Source organism: Streptomyces graminilatus (genome assembly GCF_001418565.1).
GTDB classification, from domain to species: Bacteria; Actinomycetota; Actinomycetes; order Streptomycetales; family Streptomycetaceae; genus Streptomyces; species Streptomyces graminilatus.
In genome coordinates this window covers 1-2515 of sequence record NZ_LIQQ01000584.1, presented here as the reverse complement: position 1 = coordinate 2515, position 2515 = coordinate 1, and the positions used below count along the sequence as shown (strand labels likewise).

The window sequence follows — 2515 nt, the reverse complement described above, 5'->3', positions numbered from 1 at the left end:
CGATCGCCGTCGTCGGCATGGCGTGCCGCCTGCCGGGCGCGGGCAACCCGGCGGAGTTCGCCGAGCTGCTCGCCCGTGGCGGCGACGCCGTGGCCGAAGTGCCGGAGGAACGCCGCGGCGTTGTTCCGGACCAGCCGGGAATCCCCGCCCGGGGCGGCTTCCTGAGCGGAGTGGACGGGTTCGACGCCGCCTTCTTCGGGGTCTCACCGCGCGAGGCCGCCGCCATGGACCCGCAGCAGCGGCTGCTCCTCGAACTCGGCTGGGAGGCCCTGGAACACGCCGGTACCGTCCCCGCCACACTCGGCGGCAGCCGCGCCGGAGTCTTCGTGGGCGCGCTCGCCGACGACTGGGCGAGACTCGTCCAGGACCAGGGCCCCGACGCCGTCACCCCGCACACCTTCACCGGAGTGCAGCGCTCGCTGCTCGCCAACCGGGTCTCGTACACCCTGGGGCTGCGCGGCCCGAGCCTCACGGTCGACACCGGGCAGTCCTCCTCGCTGGTCGCGGTCCATCTGGCCGTCGAGAGCCTGCGCAGGGGCGAGTGCGCGGTGGCACTCGCGGGCGGCGTCAACCTGGTGCTGTCCCCCGACAGCACCCTCGCCGTGGCCCGACTCGGCGCGCTCTCCCCGGACGGCCGCTGCCACACCTTCGACGCCCGCGCCAACGGCTACGTACGCGGTGAGGGCGGCGGCCTCGTCGTACTGAAGCCGCTCCGGGCGGCCCTCGCCGACGGGGACCGCATCCACTGCCTGATCCGGGGCAGCGCGGTCAACAACGACGGCGGCGGCAGCGGCCTCACCGCACCCGACGCCGAGGCCCAGCGGGAGGCCGTCCTCCTCGCGTGCGCCCGGGCGGACACCGACCCGGCCGAGATCCAGTACGTCGAACTCCACGGCACCGGCACACCCGAGGGCGACCCCATCGAGGCCGCCGCGCTCGGCGCCGCCCTCGGCACGGCCCGCCCCGAGGGACAGCCCCTGCGGGTCGGCTCGGTCAAGACCAACATCGGCCACCTGGAGGGCGCCGCCGGGATCGCCGGTCTCCTCAAGACCGCCCTGTGCGTGCGCGACGCGCGCCTCGTGCCCACCCTCAACCACGAGACCCCCAACCCCCGCATCCCGCTGGCCGACCTCGGTATGACCGTCCAGCGCACCACCGAGCCCTGGCCGGCCGGACCCGGACCCCGCGTCGCGGGCGTCAGCGCCTTCGGCCTGGGCGGCACCAACTGCCATGTCGTGCTGTCGTCCTGGGACGCGGAAACGTCTGCGGAAACCCCCGTGGACACCACCACCGGCGACGACACCACGGTCACGGAACTCGCCGAACTCGCCGACATCCCCTGGGTGTTGTCGGCCCGGACCCCGCAGGCCCTCGCCGACCAGGCGCGAACGCTGTTCGAAGCCGCCCCGGACGCCTCCCCGGACGACATCGGCCACGCCCTCCTGTCGACCCGGACCCTCTTCCCCCACCGCGCGGTCGTCCTGGGCGCCGACCGCCCCGCCCGGCTGCGCGCCCTGTCGGCGCTCGCCCGGGGCGAGTCCACGCCCGACGCGGTCACCGCCCCGGTCCCCGACGACTCCGGCACCGGCCCCGGCCCCGTCTTCGTGTTCCCCGGCCAGGGCTCCCAGTGGGCCGGCATGGCGAGCGAACTCCTCGACGCCCAACCGGCGTTCGCGGCCCGCTGGGCGGAGTGCGAACAGGCCCTCGCGGCCTGCGTCGACTGGTCCCCGACCGACGTCGTACGACAGACGCCCGGCGCACCCGACCTCGACCGGGTCGACGTGCTCCAGCCCGTGCTGTGGGCCGTCATGGTCAGCCTCGCCGAGGTGTGGCGCGCCCACGGAGTACGGCCCGCCGCGGTCGTCGGCCACTCGCAGGGAGAGGTCGCCGCGGCCTGCGTGGCCGGGGCGCTCTCCCTGGCGGACGGCGCCCGGATCTCCGTACGCCGAGCCGAACTGATCGGCGCCCGGCTCTCCGGCCACGGCGGGATGGTGGCCGTACCCGAGTCCGAGGAGACGGTCCGGGCCCGCCTCGCGAACCTGGACGACCGGCTGGAACTCGCCGTCGTCAACGGCCCCGCCGCCGTGGTGGTGGCCGGCCCGTCCGACGCGCTGGAGGCCCTGCTCGCCTCGTGCGCCGCCGACGACGTACGGGCCCGGCGCGTCGCCGTCGACTACGCCTCCCACTCCTCGGGCGTCGAGACCATCCGCGAGGAACTCCTCGACGCCCTCGCCGACGTCACCCCGCGCCCCGCCCGCATCCCCTTCCACTCCACCGTCGTACGGGACGCGACGGATCCCGTGCTGGACGGCGCCTACTGGTACCGCAACCTCCGGGAGACGGTCGCCTTCGCACCGGCCGTCACCGCGCTCGCCCAGGCCGGGCACCGGGTGTTCATCGAGATCAGCCCGCACCCCGTGCTCACCGCCGCCGTGGCCGACGCGGCCGAACTGGCGGGCACCGCACCCGTGGTGGTCCCCACCCTGCGCCGCAACCACGGCGGCGGTGAGCACGG

Annotated in this window: 1 protein-coding gene; it reads left to right on the top strand. The window is 75.5% G+C overall.

Features of this window, described 5'->3' with window-relative positions; genetic code table 11:
- Positions 1 to 2 precede the first annotated feature (2 nt).
- The coding region (locus AOK08_RS37235) for a type I polyketide synthase (protein WP_479683335.1) at positions 3 to 2515 on the top strand (2513 nt) is incomplete at its 3' end.